Raw genomic sequence first — 14,863 nt, 5'->3', positions numbered from 1 at the left:
TACAAAATAAAAAAAGAGAAGGTTTCCCTTCTCTTTTTTAAATTTAAAATTAATCTGGCATTAAAATAAATCTTAAAATAAATAATATTGCAAATACATAAAGTATTTTATGTACCTCTTTACCTTTACCAGTTGCTATTTTTACTATTGGATAAAATATCATACCAACAGCAATACCATTTGCAATTGAATAAGTAAATGGCATCATAGCTATTGTGAAAAATGCAGGTACAGCTTCTGTAAAATCACTAAAATCTATTTCTGAAACAGCTCCCATCATTAATATCCCAACAATAACTAATGCTGGTGCAGTTGCACTTTGTGGAACTATTCCAACAAGGCCACTAAAGAATAATGATAATACAAGCATTATAGAAACAACTACGTTTGATAAGCCAGTTCTTGCACCTGCTGATATACCCGCTGCTGATTCAACTACAGTTGCTAAAGTAGTAGTTCCAAGAACTGCACCGCAAGTTGTACCAACCGCATCAGATTCAAGTGCCTTTCTTAAATTCTTTACATCACCATCTTCTGTAACCATTCCAGAACTTTGCGCTGTTCCAAGTAAAGTTCCTATAGTATCAAATAAATCTACTAAACTTAATGTAATTACAACCATAAATACTGTTAATAATGCACCTAAAACTCCATCACCATTACTTGTTAATAGACCTTTTATATCCATTGCAAAAAAAGTATCTCCTATAGTTGGCATTGAAAATATATGCATACCTTGAAGATTAGTAACACCCATAGGTATTCCTATTAAGGTAGTTATTATTATACTAATTAGCATAGCACCAGTTACTTTTCTTGCCATTAAAACAATACCTATAATTAGCCCTATTATTGTTAAAATTACAGCCTTATCTTTAAAATCCCCAAAAGCTACAAGAGTTCCTGGACTTGCAACTACTAAGCCACCACTCTTAAGACCAATTAATGATATAAAAAGTCCTATTCCAGCTGTAATTGCATATTTTAAATTTTGAGGTATGGCTGAAACTATCTTTTCCCTAATAGATGTTAAAGTTATTATTATAAATAAAATTCCTGAAATAAATACAGCAGCAAGACCTTCTTGCCATGTAAAATTAAGCTTTAAACAAATATTATAAGAGAAAAAGGAAACAAGTCCAAGTCCTGGAGCTAATACAAATGGTAAATTAGCTCTTAAAGCCATAATAAGAGTTCCAACAGCAGCTGCTATGCAAACTGATGCAAATGCAGAAGCTATTATAGGATCAGTTGACATAGATAAATTTAAAGCTGCATCACCTTTTAAGCCTTGTGCATTCATACCACCCATCTTTAATATGTTTGGAATAACAAGAAGTGCATAAGCAAAAGTTACAAATGTTGTTAACCCACCTATAATCTCTGTCTTCACATCAGTTTTATTTTCTTTTAATTTGAAAAATTTCTCTAGTTTGTTTTTCATCAAAGTCCTCCTAAAAAATTATATAAAAAACTAGCCGATTTACAGGTAAATCAACTCTAGCTTTAATAATTAAATAAGACTTTGATTTACCCATAGTTAAAAAATTTGAGGTTTTTTCGTAGAAACATCTGAACCATATTATCAGATATATATGGGCTTGTTCTTTTTTAAATTATTATACTATATTGTTTTTAAATTGTGTATGGTATTAAGTGGTATTTACCTATAAAAGATATAATGTTAAAGAAAAACTTAGAAAAAGTATAGCTATTAAAAAAATATATAGCGGTAATTTTAAAAAATCACTCTTCCTATCTAAAAATAAACCATTTCTTTTCCCTTTATCATATACAACTGTTATATTATCACCTAATTTTATTTCATCATTTGCAAATTCATTATCTGCCATAAAAGTGATTTCTTCTCCATCTGATACGAATTTAATTACAGGCTTATATATTTTAACAAAAGTTACATCATGATATTTATCTACAATAGGTTCATCATATTCTTTTATATCTATTATTTCTCCAACTATTCTTTTCCCATTTTTATAAAACTTTAATCTACTAAAAAATACAAATAGTGATACTAAAATTAAAACCAAACCAACTACAAATAATCCTATAAATCCCATAGTAATCTCCTCTTTGATTTTTTAGTTTATTATATGATAACATTTACATATAGGTTACTACTGCCTTAACTAAAAAAACGTGCAAAATGCACGTTTTAATAAGTTTCTATTATTTCACCAAAGTATAGGTTATGACCTTTAGTCTCCCCTTTATATATAGCTTCTTTTATTTCCTTGTCTAAATTTTCTAAATCTACAACTGATTTAAATATTATCTTGCATTCATAATATTTAGAACATCCTTCTACTACTGGGGTATCTGTTTTTTTTGATTTTCTAAACTTAATATTTGCTTTTGACTCTTTATCGTTATCTCTTCCTGAAATAGTTCCACAGATACTAAGTGCTTTTTTTAAGTTGTCTTCTTCTTTTGGAATACTTATTGTAAATTCTTCCCCATCTTTTAAAAACTCATTAGTATATCTAGAATCTCTAACTAAAGCCATAAAGACAGGCTTTCTAAACATATATCCAACGCTTCCCCAAGATATCGTCATAGTATTAACTTTTCCATCTTTTGAAGCCGTTAGAAATGCTCCCCCTTTATAAAGGTTATCCATACTCTCTTCTAGGTTAAATGTAAATGTATCTTTCATTTTATTTTATCTCCTTTGCATATCTTCTAATATTTTCTATTAATTCGTCTTTTGTATTTTTAAAGAAATATCCACCTAGTTCTTTAATATTTAAATTACTAATAGTTAAACCTAAATAATCGTTATAAGGTGAAGTTTCATTATTCTCTTTTTTACCTAACTTGTAGTCTTTTGATGTCTCATCATAAATAATATCTAATATTTCTTCAAGGGAAACATCTCCAGTACAAGTTGCATTTATAGGTCCTGTAATATCTAAATCCCTAAGCCAAGTTAAAAATACACCAGCTTCTCCTTGACTTATTATATTCATCTTTTGTTTTATATTTGTAGTTCCAATTTTCACTCCATCATAAACATTTTTCACATATGTTTTAAGCCTATTTGTGTAATCATCTTTTCCTATTACAACAGGAAATCTAACAGCCATTACTTTAAAAGGTGCATTTTTAAAAAGATAAGATTCCATTAACCTTTTACCTTCTTTATATGAAAACTCTTCTCTTTCTCCTAATTTTACATTGTACTTAAGAGGATTAAAGTCTCTTTCATTTAGATTTTCACCTTTATCATAAACGGCAGCAGAAGATATTACTATATACTTTTTTGTTTTTCCTTTTAAGACTTCACAAATTCTTTTAGCATCACTTGGACTATAGGAAATAGTGTCATAGACAACATCATACTCTTTTCCTTCTAAGGCATTTTTCAAATCTTCAATAGAGTTTTTATCACCCTTTAGCCTTTTTACACTTTCATTAAACTCATCATACACATTACCTCTTGTAAATATTGTAACGTCGTCACCTATAAGTAATAAGTCTTTAACTAATTCCTTACCAAAGAATCTTGTCCCACCAAACACCAATACTTTTTTCATATCCTCACCCCTTATTTATACCTTTAATAATATTTATTCTATTAATATTATTTTAACACCATTTTGCTTCATTTATAATAAAAAAAATTACTTTATTAGCTTTATGTAGCTAATAAAGTAATTTTTCTATCTACCAAATAGTAAAAATGAAGTTATTATAAAACTTAAAGGTGCAAGGCAAATTGATATTTTCATATATTTTTTTGCACTATTATGTAAAACTTCTACCTTTTCTTCATCTGTTTCTTCTACAGCTTTTTTAAATATATTCATAGCTTTAAAAAATAATATTAGCATAGCTATAATTATAATTATATTTAATATAATTATTATCTCCATAAGTATCTCCTTTTAAAATCCTTTATTATAGTATACTCTATATATTATAATATTAATGTACAATTTAGTATATAAACTTTATTAGAAAAGAGTGAGAATTAATGAAATTTTTATTATATTTAGTTATCGCAATCCCTTTATTAATTGTAGTTCTTATGATGTTTAATAATTATAAGAAATTAAAAAAAGGTAGAGATAAAAGCATAAAAAACTAATTTAAAGTAAAGACTAGTTCTTTAGTAGAACTCAAATCTTCCCTGTATACATAACCTTCTAAATCAAACTTTTTTAAAGATTCAATATCTTCTATTCTATTTCTAATAATATAAGTAGTCATAAGACCTCTTGCTCTTTTTGCATGAACTGTGACTACTTTATATTTTCCATTTTTAAATTCTTTAAATACAGGTTCTATAACAGTTATATTTTTAAAATTACCTAATTTAGCACTTTTTGAATATTCTTTAGAAGCTAAATTAACTAAAATATCACTTTCAGTATTTTTAATATCACAAAGTAAACTTTTATTTATTTTATCTCCCCAAAATTTATATAAACTTTCATCTTCTAAAAAACTATACTTAAGTCCCATTTCTAATCTATATTCTTTAATTTTATCTAATGGTCTTAAAACTCCATAAAGACCTGATAATATCCTTAAATGACTATTTGCATACTCTAAATCTTCTTTATTATAAGATTCTATATTAAGACCTCTAAAAGCCTCCCCGTTATAACCAAATGCTGCGTTAAAAGTATTTTCATTTTCATCAAAATTATGAATATATTTAAACACTTCATTTACTATATTATCAGAAATTTTCATACACTTAGCTAATTCATCTGGATTTAGCTTTTTAAGTTCATTATTTAACTTCTTTGCTTCTTCTAAGAACAAAGGAAAAGTTTCTCCTATATTTTTATCTATACTTTTTGCTTCCATCTTCTTTGCAGGTGATAATATTACTAACATGATTCCTCCAATATCCTCTATTAATTAATATATTTTATTATAGCATCATTTTTAGATAGTTAATAATAAATTAATTGTATTTTTAAATAAATATGTCTATACTTTATTTTATAATAATTTTTTTGGAGGTAGTATGGTTAGCTTAGTTTTAGAAGGCGGAACTCTTAGACCTATATTTAGCGCTGGAGTTATGGACGCCTTAATTGATAATAATATAACTTTTCCTTATTGCATTGGAGTTTCTGCCGGTATCACAAATGGTTTTTCTTATTTTTCTAACCAAAAAGGAAGAAATTTAGAAATACTAAAAAAATATAGGAACGACAAAAGATATTTAGGATTTAGAAATTTTTTAAAATGCAAAAGCATATTTGGTTTAGATTTTGTATTTGATGAATTACCAAACAAACTTTCCCCTTATGATTTTGACGCTCTAGAAAATTATAAGGGAAGAGTTTTAGTTGGAGTTACAAATGCAAAAACTGGGAAAACCGAATATTTAGATGGTAAAATAAGAGATGATAAAAACATGGCTTTAAGAGCTACTTGCGCAATCCCTTTATTTTTCCCAGCAATTAAAATAAATGGTAATGACTATTATGACGGTGGGCTTTTAGACCCAATCCCTATAAAAAAAGCTATAGAAGATGGAAATGACAAACACCTAATTATTTTAACAAGACCTAAAAGTTATAGAAAAACTTTAGGCAAAAGTAATGTTTTAGCTTCTAAGATAGTTGGAAGAAAATATCCAAAGCTTAAAGCTTCATTTTTAAATAGACATAAAATGTATAACGATACCGTTAAATTCTGTGAAGAACTTGAAAGTTTGGGGAAGGCTATTATAATAAGGCCTAAAGAAGACGAGGCTATTGAAAGTTTTGAAAAAGATATAACTAAATTAGAAAAAGCTTATAAAGATGGATATAATGCATGTGTAAATAATTTAGAAAAAATAAATAATTTATTTTTAAAAAATGCTTAGGAAAATTCCTAAGCATTTTTTATCTTTCTAAATCCTATTACGGCTGCGCCGATAGCACCAGCAAATTGAGCCGCATCATCTGTTACAACTTTTATATTTAAGTACTCTTCTAATGTTTTTCTAAATATATCATATTTTGAAAGACCACCACTAAAAAATATATCACCTTCTATATTTAATCTACTTACAAAATTAGCAGTTCTCTTAGAGATAGAATTAATAACTCCAAGGGCTATATCCCCTCTTTCTTTATCTTCTGCAAGTAAACTTATTATTTCACTTTCTGCAAAAACAGTACACATACTTGTTATATTTACAGGTTTTTTATTTAAAGTAAAAATATCTAGATTCTCAATATCTTCTTCTAAAATCCTCATCATAACTTCTATGAACCTTCCAGTTCCAGCTGCACATTTGTCATTCATAAGAAAATCTACAACATTTTTATCTCTATCAAGAAGTATTGCTTTTGAGTCTTGTCCACCTATATCAATCACTGTTCTTACATTTGAATTTAAAAAGGTTGCACCTCTTGCATGACAAGTTATTTCTGTAACTGACTTATCAGATCTTCCAAGAAGATTTCTTCCATAACCAGTTGTTACAGTATATTTTACACCTTCTCTATAGAGCATATCGTAAACTTTATTTAAGCTTTCCTTTGGTTTTGCGTTAGTTTTTATGATTACTTTTTTTATGATCTTTTCTCCATCAAAAAGTACTCCCTTTGTTGTTGTTGACCCTGAATCAATCCCTATAGTATACATTAAATTTTTCTCCTAAAGCATTTCAATAAAAGCTGCCATCCTTGTATTAAGTTGACCTATATCTGATGTAGAAAAATCAGTTTCAATACTCATATATGGCTTTTCCTTTTTATCATTTACAAACCTCTTAATAGAAAGTGTTTCAACGTTATAAGTATGGCATGCTGTTAATATAACATCTATAACTGCATCTACTTTATATTCATCTATCATTTTATCTAATAATTTTATTCTGTTTGGGTTTGGTGTCATACAAGAACATCCGATTTTTAGATATTTTTCAGCTAAAGCTTCAAAAACATCTGGGTTTTCTTCTGAGACTAAATCTTCTACAGCTTTTGCACCGCTACAATTTTCAAAAGCAACTACATAAGCACCATTATCTTCAATCGCTTTAATAACTTTTTCTGTAGCAGTTCCTAAAGGACACCCTGTAATTAGTATTCTTGGCTTTTTAGGATATTTATTTTCATAACTTTCTTTTTCTATCTTCTCAATTAATTCTTCCATTTGGTTTGGAATGCTTTCTCTATCAAAGCTAAATGTAGTTCCATTTAAAACTTTAAAAATATCTTCCCCCTTTAAAACTACAGGGTCTTTTTTTCCAAGTTCGTAAAATTTCTTTACTGCTTTTCTCTCATTATTTTTAATTTTTATTGCTCTTTTAATATCATCTTCTGATATTCTAACATTAAACATTTTTTCTAAAGTTTCTTTCATCTTAACGATTTCATTTTTCCAAAGCTTTAATCCATCCTCACTTTGGCTGTTTGGAAGTTCCATAATAGAAACAGGTTTAAACTCTTTCATATATTCATACATTTTTTTCTTGCCATCACAAGTTGTCTCTCCTACAACTAAATCTGAAAAATAAAAGTATGGACATTTATCAGTTTTCCCAAATCCATAACTTGACTTAATTAATGGACATAAATTTCTTGGTAAATCTTTTTCTGCATCACTTATAGTTTCATCTGAACTTGCACAAAGTGATACAGTTTGTGCGCCAAAAGCTAACGCTAATTCTTGTGGAAAATAAGTACAAAAAACTCCAATAAGCGGAACTCCTTGATCTTTAAGTTCTTTAGCTTTTATAAATCCATTTCGCCTTACCTCTCCAAATTCATTAAAAATAGTTGGTAAATCTTTTTGTAATTTCATCATTAACTCCCCTTTTTCTTTTATACATACAAATTATACCTTTCTGTTAACATATTTACAATTAACCTATTTAAACAAATTGTAAAGTTTTAACTTTAACTAAATTATATTATCAATTGATAATACATACTAATGATATTTTGTTGACATTATTGGCTTTTAAGCATATTATAATTATTATAAAATTATTAATTGAGAATAGGAGGAACTTTTTATGATTAACTATACCGGATTAAACGACCAGGAAATATCTAAATTAAGAACAGAGTATGGATATAATGAACTAATTAAAACTACTAAAATAAATCCTTTTAAAAAATTTTTAAGCGTTTTTAAAGAACCTATGTTTTTACTTTTAGTTTTTACTTCCCTAATTTATCTTTTTTTAGGGGAGCCTAGAGAAGCTTTAATCATGTTTATATTTATTTCTTTTATAGCTACTATAACATTTGTCCAAGAATGGAAGACTGAAAAAACTATGGAGGCTTTAAAAGATTTAACTTCACCTAAAGTAACAGTAATTAGAAATAGTAAAAATTTAAAAATAAATAGTACTGAATTATTGCCAGGTGATGTTATATATTTAACTGAAGGTGATAGAATCCCTGCAGACTGTCTAGTTTTAGAAGCTTCAAATTTTTCTGTAGATGAATCATCATTAACTGGAGAAAGCCTTCGAGTATTTAAAACTCCAAAATCAAAAGATACAAAAGATAATAATCACTTTAAAAAATACTATCTTTATGCAGGTACCTTAGCTATCTTTGGAACTTCTATAGCTAAGGTAGAAAAAATTGGACAAGATACAGAGTATGGAAAAATAGGACTTGCTATAAGTAATACTAAAGAATCAAAAACTCCCCTTCAAAACAAAGTATCAAAGCTTGTTAAAACTCTTGCAATATTAGGTCTTATTTTATGTGTTTCTGTTATTATATTTTCATTTATTTACACAAATAACATTATAGAAAGTATATTATCTGGAATTACCCTTGCAATGGCAATAATACCTGAAGAATTCCCTGTGGTTTTAACTGTATTTCTATCACTTGGTGCTTTTAGGCTAGCTAAAAAAAATACTTTAATTAGAAAAATACCAGCAGTTGAAACTTTAGGATCTACAACAGTTCTTTGCGTTGATAAGACTGGAACTATAACTCAAAACAAAATGAAGGTATCATCAATTTATCAAAATTTTAATAATATCCCCCTAAAAAATGTTGATGATTTAGATTTTATAAAATTATTAGTTTTATCTTCTGAAATAAATCCATATGATCCAATGGAAAAAGCAATACTCGATTTTTCAAAAGAAATCACTAAATTAGATAATTTTTACTCTTTAAAATTAGTTAAAAATTATCCTTTTGATTCAAAAACTAAAAAAATGGCGAAAGCGTATAAAATACAAAATGGATATTATATAGCATCTAAAGGCTCTCCTGAAAAAATCTTAGATATTTGTAACTTAGATGAAATGAATAAGGCTAAAATTTTAGAAGAAGTAGATTCTATGGCAAATAAAGGATTCAGAGTTTTAGCTTTTTGCGATGGGTATTCTAAGGAAATAGCTAACGATATAATAGAATATAATTTAGAATTCAAGGGACTAATAGGACTTCAAGACCCTCCAAAACCTTTTGTAAATGAAGCTATAAACATCTGTAAGAAAGCCTCTGTTAGAGTTATAATGATAACTGGAGATTACTCAAAAACAGCACTTTCTATAGGAACACAAATAGGTCTTTCTTCAAATTCTAAAACTTTAGATGGTGATATTATAGATAAGATGAGTGACTCCCAGCTTGAAGAAGCTGTGAAAAGTTATGATATATTTTCAAGAGTAATTCCAAGTCACAAAATGAGAATTGTAAATGCTCTTAAGAAAAATGGTGAAGTTGTCGCTATGACAGGTGATGGAATTAATGATGCACCTGCTCTTAAAAATGCTGATATTGGTATATCTATGGGAAAAAGAGGAACCGAGGCTGCAAAAGAAGCTTCTCATATGATTTTAATGGATGATAATTTTACTACAATAGTAAATTCTATAGAAGATGGAAGACGTGTTTATGACAATATACGAAAAGCCATGGTCTATATTATGGTAATTCATATACCTATAATGGCGCTAGCTTTGTTTGCACCAATTTTTAATATTCCACAAATACTTCTTCCAGTTCATATAGTTATTTTAGAATTAATACTAGACCCTACTTGTTCTATCGTTTTTGAAGGCGAACCAAAAGAAGAATATATTATGGAAAAACCTCCTCGCCCTAAAGATGAGCCACTATTAACTAAATCCTTAGCGATAAAAGTTATAATTCAAGGAACTGTAATGTTTCTAGCATCATTTTTACCTTTTTATTATCTGATAAATTCTGGTGCTAGTGAAGACTTTTCTAGAACATTTTCATTAGTTGTTTTAATAATTGCTAATATATTTTTAGTTTTAGTTAATAGGTCAAACACTAAATACATTTTTAGTATTTTTAAAGAAAAACAAAATAAAGCAAGATTTTATATAAACATCATCTCTATATTAATTTTACTATCAATTATATATGTGCCTTACTTCCATTCAATATTTAAAACTACCTATTTAAGTTTAAATGAATTTTTATTAGCAGCGTTTATTGGATTTATTTCAACAGCTTGGTTTGAAATAGTAAAATTATATAATAATAAAAGAAAATAAAAATAGACACCAATATATATTGGTGTCTATTTTTTTATTTAAAATCTTTTAAAAGCGCTGCAAATGGATTATTAATATCAGCTTCTGCTTCTTTTTTCATTTTTTGCATTATTTTATTTGTTTCTCTTTTATCTACTTTTCCTTTTTTATCGAATCTCTTTTTAAATACAGATTCTTTTTCTCTAAAGTTACAATTAGCTCCAGGACAAACGTATATTTTACCTTCCCCAAAGCCCCTAAGTTCTAATTTTTTCTTACATTCTGGGCATCTTGCATTTGTAATTCTTGAAATATTTTCTCTATGTCCACACTCTCTGTCTTGGCAAACATACATTTTTCCTTGCTTTCCTTTAACTTCAAGCATATATTTACCACACTCTGGACATTTTTTACCTGTTAGATTATCATGCTTAAACTTATTTTCATCAAGTTTTATGTTTTGAACTAAAGCAACTGTATAGTTTCTTATTTCTTTTAAAAACATATTTGAATCTTCTTTTCCCTTGCTTATAGATTCAAGTCTTCTTTCCCATTCTGCTGTAAGAAGTGGTGACTTTAAATCTTCTGGTACTAGATCTATAAGTTGCCTTCCTTTAGATGTTGGATAGATATCTTTACCCTTTTTCTCAATTACAAAAGAATTAAATAATTTTTCTATAATATCAGCTCTTGTAGCAACAGTTCCAAGACCTCCAGTTTGATTTAGAGTTTTTGCTGATTCTTTATCTACACTTATATACTTTTGTGGATTTTCCATAGCTGATAAAAGCGTAGCTTCGTTAAATCTTGAAGGTGGATTTGTATGATTCTTTTTAACTTCTATTTCTTTAACGTTTATTTCATCACCTTTGTTTATAATTGGTAGAGTTTGATTTTTTATATCTTCTAAAGAATCCTCTTCATCTACTCTATCATAAAGTCTTTTCCAACCTTTTTCTTTTTCAACTCTTCCTTTAGCGATTACTCTTTCTCCATTAATTTCACCTTCTAAAGTAGTTTCAACATAAGTGTATGCACTCATAAGGTGACTTAAAAATCTTTTAACTATTAAATCATACACTCTTCTTTCATCTAAGCTTAAAAGAGCTAAATTCCCTCTTTCTTCAGTTGGAATAATAGCGTGGTGGTCAGAAACCTTTGAGTTATCTACAAAGCTTTTGTTTCCTTTGATATCACTTCTTAATATATTTTCACAAACCCCTCTATATTCACCTATTGCCACAGCTTTAACTCTATCTTTTAAAGTTCCTACTACATCTGTAGTTACAAATCTAGAATCCGTTCTAGGATAAGTTAAAACTTTATAATTTTCATATAGCCTTTGCATAACATTAAGTGTTTGCTTTGCTGAAAATCCATAAAGTCTATTACAATCTCTTTGGAGTTCAGTTAAATCATATAACGCTTTAGGATAAGCCTTTTTATCCTTACTATTTACGTTAACTATTTGAATGTTTGACCCTTTTAATTTATTTTCCAATCTTTTACTAAAATCCAAATCAAATATTCTTCCATTATTATCTTTATTTACCCATGTAAAATTACATTTATCTGATTTTATATTTATAGTATGGTACTCTTTTGGTTTAAAGTTTTTAATTTCTTCTTCTCTATTTACTATAAGGCTTAGAGTCGGAGATTGAACTCTACCCGCTGAAAGCTGAGCGTTGTATTTACAAGTTAATCCTCTAGTTACGTTTAATCCAACTAACCAATCAGCCTCAGCTCTACATACTGCAGCTTTAAATAAATTATCATAAAGTCTTCCATCTTTTAAGTTGTTAAATCCATCTAATATTGCTTTATTAGTTTGAGATGAAATCCAAAGTCTTTTAATAGGCTTATTAGAATGTGCTTTTTCTAAAATCCACCTTGCAACTAATTCTCCTTCACGACCAGCATCAGTTGCTATTATAATGTCTTTTACATCTTCTCTAAATAAAAGCTTTTTAACTTCGTTATATTGTTTTGATGTTTTTCTTAAAACTTCAATTTTCATATGCTTTGGAAGCATAGGTAGCGTTTCCATACTCCACTTTTTATATTTATCTGAATATCTTTCTGGGTCTTGAAGTCCTACTAAATGTCCAAGTGCCCAAGTAACTATATATTTATCACCTTCTATAAAACTTCCTTTATTTTTATTACATTTTAAAACCTTTGCTATATCTCTTCCTACAGAAGGTTTTTCTGCTAAAACTAATGATTTCATATTCTTCCTCTTTCTTTAAGTAACTTTAATTAGTATTATAACATAATATTAAAACAAAAAAATGAGACACCCTATTTTAGAGTGTCTTTTTTCTTATCTTTCCAATTAATAAATTTATCTACATACTTTTTAATATGTTCATTATAAATTTTAGTACTCTTTATCCAAGCTGAAAATTTCTTTGATACTCTCATCAAAGAAAATACTGTTATTCCAAAAAATATATAAGCTGGGATAATTGGTAGAACAACACCTATAACTCCAATTACAAAAGATAAAATAGCTATTATTATATAAAATATTCTTTTTATATTTGACAAGAGATCACCTACTTTTAAATTTAATCAAATAGAAGTTTATATTTTTCTAAATCTCTTATAGAATCAAGTTCTTCATCTTTTTTCATATATTCTATAAAGAAGTCATCTAACTCTATGCTCTTTAAAACATCTTTTAATGCATATTCTTTTTCTTTTATAAGAGAATATAAACATCCTCTATTATAGTAAAGAAAAGCTGTATCTAAATTATTTTGAATTCCTTCTGTTATTATTTCTATAGCAGTTAAATATTCTTCTCTTTCCCTGTAAATAACTCCTAAATTTAAATAGCTATAAGGAAACTCCTGATTTTTTAAAATTGATTTTCTATAAAAATCAATAGCCTTTTCATCATAACCTAAATTTTTATAGACTACACCTGCATTAAATAAAATCCTAAAATTATTTTTATCTATTTTAAGTGCATTGTCTATATAAATTTTTGCATTTTTATAATCCTCTTTTTCTTCATAAATACAAGAAAGGTTTGCATTTGCCCAAAGATCATTTTTATTTATCTCTAAAGTCTTTTTATAAAGTTTTATTGCCGTATCTTTATCGCCTTCTCCATCGTAGATGTTAGCTAAAAAGAAATATGCTTTATCATAATTTTCATTTAACTCTATAGCTTTCTTATAATAAACTTTTGCAACATTATACTTTTTATTATCATCATATAAAGTTCCAAGACCATAAAAAGCTCTCTCTTCTAAAGGGTCTAATTTTAAAACTTCTTCATACTTTTCTTTTGCAAAGTTATATTGTTTAAATTCATGATAGATAAGTGCCATATCTAAAAGGAGTTCTATATCATTTTTACCAAAATCAAAACTATATGCTTTTTTATAAAATTTAAGCCCCTTTAGCTTATTTCCCTCTTCAATAAAGTTTCTAGCAACATTTAAATGATTTAAGTATACATATTTATTATCCAAAACAATTCTCCTTTTAGTTTTCAATGAAGAAAGGTTGTAGCCAAGCGCGCGCTCCATCTTCCCTATAAACTTCTACTCTTACATAACCTTCACTCCCTTTAACTTTGTAAGAAGCCTTTACTCCCTTTTCCTCTTTTAAAACCTCACCATTTTTCGAAATAAATTTAAAAAATACATAAGGAACTCTCTCATCGCCTTTTTCTAAAGATATTATATTATCTTCTACTTTAATATTTTTAACCTTAACTCCAAAAGATGCGTAAAAACTTCCTCTTTTAATTGCATTTAAAATAGAATTTATGCTTTTTTCTTCTGCTAAAACATAATTATAAGCACCACCTGCTCTTGAAAAAATATGCATATCATCATTTGCAAAACCAAATACTTTTTTACCACTTGATAATAGTTCATCCCATAAATCAGTAGCAGTAGCTCTTCCCTTACAATCCATTCTAACGTTATTATTAAATACTTCTATACCAACATATCCAGAAAGTTCACTTAGTCTTTCAAATGTCCAATAATCTTCTTTTCCCATGTGAGGGTGACAAATTATATTTATCCCTCCAAAATCATTTACTTTTTTAAATAGATCATTATGATTTGAATCATTTAATTCATCATCAAAATATTCTTTAACGTTTATACCCAAAGTTTGATGATTAGATTTTTTAAATTCTACTCCATTTATTAAAAGAATATCTTCTCTATTTTTATATTTACTTAAATCAGTAATTCTATAGTGGTCAGTTATAGCTAAAAAATCATATTCCATTTTGTAGCTAGTATACATATTTATTATTGTTTCTAAATCATAATGTCCACACGGACTTTCTTTTGTATGTGTGTGAAGATTTCCCTTAAAGAAATCCCCACTATATCTGTAGTTATTTATTATTTTCATTAAAGCACC

Annotated in this window: 14 protein-coding genes and 1 riboswitch; of the genes, 2 read left to right on the top strand and 12 right to left on the bottom strand. The window is 27.6% G+C overall.

Annotated elements, in window-relative coordinates; translation table 11 throughout:
- Window positions 1-49: 49 nt before the first annotated feature.
- The 6 genes from INR60_RS04125 to yaaA form a co-directional block, all read right to left on the bottom strand.
- Window positions 50-1,444 (bottom strand): NCS2 family permease, encoded by a 1,395-nt coding sequence (locus INR60_RS04125; RefSeq protein WP_194190207.1) that lies wholly within the window; start codon window positions 1,442-1,444, stop codon window positions 50-52.
- 73 nt (window positions 1,445-1,517) lie between these two features.
- Window positions 1,518-1,619, bottom strand: a riboswitch (purine riboswitch).
- A 48-nt stretch (window positions 1,620-1,667) separates the two neighbouring features.
- Window positions 1,668-2,081, bottom strand: a complete 414-nt coding sequence (locus tag INR60_RS04120; protein WP_194190206.1) for a DUF3592 domain-containing protein — start codon at window positions 2,079-2,081, stop codon at window positions 1,668-1,670.
- A gap of 95 nt (window positions 2,082-2,176) precedes the next feature.
- The gene (locus INR60_RS04115; RefSeq protein ID WP_194190205.1) at window positions 2,177-2,677 is read right to left on the bottom strand and encodes a flavin reductase family protein; all 501 of its coding nucleotides are present in this window, start codon (window positions 2,675-2,677) and stop codon (window positions 2,177-2,179) included.
- Between the two features lies 1 nt (window position 2,678).
- Complete coding sequence (locus INR60_RS04110; RefSeq protein WP_194190204.1) at window positions 2,679-3,557, bottom strand: NAD-dependent epimerase/dehydratase family protein; 879 nt, start codon at window positions 3,555-3,557, stop codon at window positions 2,679-2,681.
- A 126-nt stretch (window positions 3,558-3,683) separates the two neighbouring features.
- On the bottom strand, window positions 3,684-3,896 hold the full coding sequence (locus tag INR60_RS04105; RefSeq protein ID WP_194190203.1) for a hypothetical protein: 213 nt from the start codon (window positions 3,894-3,896) through the stop codon (window positions 3,684-3,686).
- Window positions 3,897-4,107: 211 nt separating this feature from the next.
- Window positions 4,108-4,869: a peroxide stress protein YaaA gene (gene yaaA / locus INR60_RS04100; RefSeq protein ID WP_194190202.1), complete on the bottom strand. Its 762-nt coding sequence runs from the start codon at window positions 4,867-4,869 to the stop codon at window positions 4,108-4,110.
- Between the two features lie 133 nt (window positions 4,870-5,002).
- Between yaaA and INR60_RS04095 the strand changes: the two genes are divergently transcribed.
- Window positions 5,003-5,854 carry a patatin-like phospholipase family protein gene (locus INR60_RS04095; protein WP_194190201.1) on the top strand — a complete coding sequence of 284 codons (852 nt, stop codon included), beginning with the start codon at window positions 5,003-5,005 and terminating at the stop codon, window positions 5,852-5,854.
- Between the two features lie 8 nt (window positions 5,855-5,862).
- Here the strand turns inward: INR60_RS04095 and INR60_RS04090 are convergent, their stop codons facing one another.
- Both INR60_RS04090 and INR60_RS04085 read right to left on the bottom strand, forming a co-directional pair.
- Window positions 5,863-6,621 (bottom strand): acyl-CoA dehydratase activase, encoded by a 759-nt coding sequence (locus tag INR60_RS04090; RefSeq protein ID WP_194190200.1) that lies wholly within the window; start codon window positions 6,619-6,621, stop codon window positions 5,863-5,865.
- Between the two features lie 12 nt (window positions 6,622-6,633).
- Window positions 6,634-7,782, bottom strand: a complete 1,149-nt coding sequence (locus tag INR60_RS04085) for a double-cubane-cluster-containing anaerobic reductase (protein WP_194190199.1) — start codon at window positions 7,780-7,782, stop codon at window positions 6,634-6,636.
- 214 nt (window positions 7,783-7,996) lie between these two features.
- On the opposite strand from INR60_RS04085, the gene INR60_RS04080 reads away from it, so the two are divergent.
- The gene (locus tag INR60_RS04080) at window positions 7,997-10,483 is read left to right on the top strand and encodes a cation-translocating P-type ATPase (RefSeq protein WP_194190198.1); all 2,487 of its coding nucleotides are present in this window, start codon (window positions 7,997-7,999) and stop codon (window positions 10,481-10,483) included.
- A gap of 34 nt (window positions 10,484-10,517) precedes the next feature.
- Here the strand turns inward: INR60_RS04080 and INR60_RS04075 are convergent, their stop codons facing one another.
- From INR60_RS04075 to INR60_RS04060, 4 genes are all read right to left on the bottom strand, one after another.
- Entirely contained in the window at window positions 10,518-12,695 is a 2,178-nt protein-coding gene (locus INR60_RS04075; RefSeq protein WP_194190197.1) for a DNA topoisomerase III, read from the bottom strand.
- A 71-nt stretch (window positions 12,696-12,766) separates the two neighbouring features.
- A complete protein-coding gene (locus INR60_RS04070; protein ID WP_194190196.1) occupies window positions 12,767-13,015 on the bottom strand; it encodes a DUF454 family protein in 249 nt (82 codons plus the stop codon).
- A gap of 20 nt (window positions 13,016-13,035) precedes the next feature.
- Entirely contained in the window at window positions 13,036-13,950 is a 915-nt protein-coding gene (locus INR60_RS04065; RefSeq protein ID WP_194190195.1) for a tetratricopeptide repeat protein, read from the bottom strand.
- 13 nt (window positions 13,951-13,963) lie between these two features.
- Window positions 13,964-14,854, bottom strand: a complete 891-nt coding sequence (locus INR60_RS04060; protein WP_194190194.1) for a CehA/McbA family metallohydrolase domain-containing protein — start codon at window positions 14,852-14,854, stop codon at window positions 13,964-13,966.
- Window positions 14,855-14,863 lie beyond the last annotated feature (9 nt).

The organism is Clostridium chrysemydis (assembly GCF_015234215.1).
Taxonomy (GTDB): Bacteria; Bacillota; Clostridia; order Clostridiales; family Clostridiaceae; genus Clostridium; species Clostridium chrysemydis.
The sequence above is the reverse complement of the archived record's forward strand: the minus strand, read 5'-3'. Positions and strand labels throughout refer to the sequence as shown.

Excerpts from the sequence above, each read along its gene's own strand:
- INR60_RS04125 (WP_194190207.1), bottom strand. The coding sequence starts at position 1,444 with ATGAAAAACAAACTAGAGAAATTTTTCAAATTAAAAGAAAATAAAACT.
- INR60_RS04120 (WP_194190206.1), bottom strand. The coding sequence starts at position 2,081 with ATGGGATTTATAGGATTATTTGTAGTTGGTTTGGTTTTAATTTTAGTA.
- INR60_RS04115 (WP_194190205.1), bottom strand. The coding sequence starts at position 2,677 with ATGAAAGATACATTTACATTTAACCTAGAAGAGAGTATGGATAACCTT.
- INR60_RS04110 (WP_194190204.1), bottom strand. The coding sequence starts at position 3,557 with ATGAAAAAAGTATTGGTGTTTGGTGGGACAAGATTCTTTGGTAAGGAA.
- INR60_RS04105 (WP_194190203.1), bottom strand. The coding sequence starts at position 3,896 with ATGGAGATAATAATTATATTAAATATAATTATAATTATAGCTATGCTA.
- yaaA (WP_194190202.1), bottom strand. The coding sequence starts at position 4,869 with ATGTTAGTAATATTATCACCTGCAAAGAAGATGGAAGCAAAAAGTATA.
- INR60_RS04095 (WP_194190201.1), top strand. The coding sequence starts at position 5,003 with ATGGTTAGCTTAGTTTTAGAAGGCGGAACTCTTAGACCTATATTTAGC.
- INR60_RS04090 (WP_194190200.1), bottom strand. The coding sequence starts at position 6,621 with ATGTATACTATAGGGATTGATTCAGGGTCAACAACAACAAAGGGAGTA.
- INR60_RS04085 (WP_194190199.1), bottom strand. The coding sequence starts at position 7,782 with ATGAAATTACAAAAAGATTTACCAACTATTTTTAATGAATTTGGAGAG.
- INR60_RS04080 (WP_194190198.1), top strand. The coding sequence starts at position 7,997 with ATGATTAACTATACCGGATTAAACGACCAGGAAATATCTAAATTAAGA.
- INR60_RS04075 (WP_194190197.1), bottom strand. The coding sequence starts at position 12,695 with ATGAAATCATTAGTTTTAGCAGAAAAACCTTCTGTAGGAAGAGATATA.
- INR60_RS04060 (WP_194190194.1), bottom strand. The coding sequence starts at position 14,854 with ATGAAAATAATAAATAACTACAGATATAGTGGGGATTTCTTTAAGGGA.